Genomic DNA, 255 nt, shown 5'->3' with positions numbered 1-255 from the left:
GCGCTATCCTGGTTGTTGCTGCAACTGACGGCCCTATGCCTCAGACGCGTGAGCACATCCTGCTGGGTCGCCAGGTTGGCGTTCCATACATGATCGTGTTCATGAACAAATGCGACATGGTAGATGACGAAGAGCTGCTGGAACTGGTAGAAATGGAAGTTCGTGAACTTCTTTCTGCTTACGAATTCCCAGGCGACGACATCCCGGTCATCAAAGGTTCAGCGCTGAAAGCACTGGAAGGCGATGCAACGTGGG

1 protein-coding gene is annotated in these 255 nt (G+C 53.3%); it reads left to right on the top strand.

The features are described 5' to 3' along the window. On the top strand, positions 1-255 hold a 255-nt coding region (locus J1785_RS00040), incomplete at both ends, for a GTP-binding protein (protein ID WP_238483002.1).

Origin of the sequence: Rahnella perminowiae, from assembly GCF_019049755.1 — a bacterium.
Classification (GTDB): Bacteria; Pseudomonadota; Gammaproteobacteria; order Enterobacterales; family Enterobacteriaceae; genus Rahnella; species Rahnella perminowiae.
The sequence above is the reverse complement of the archived record's forward strand: the minus strand, read 5'-3'. Positions and strand labels throughout refer to the sequence as shown.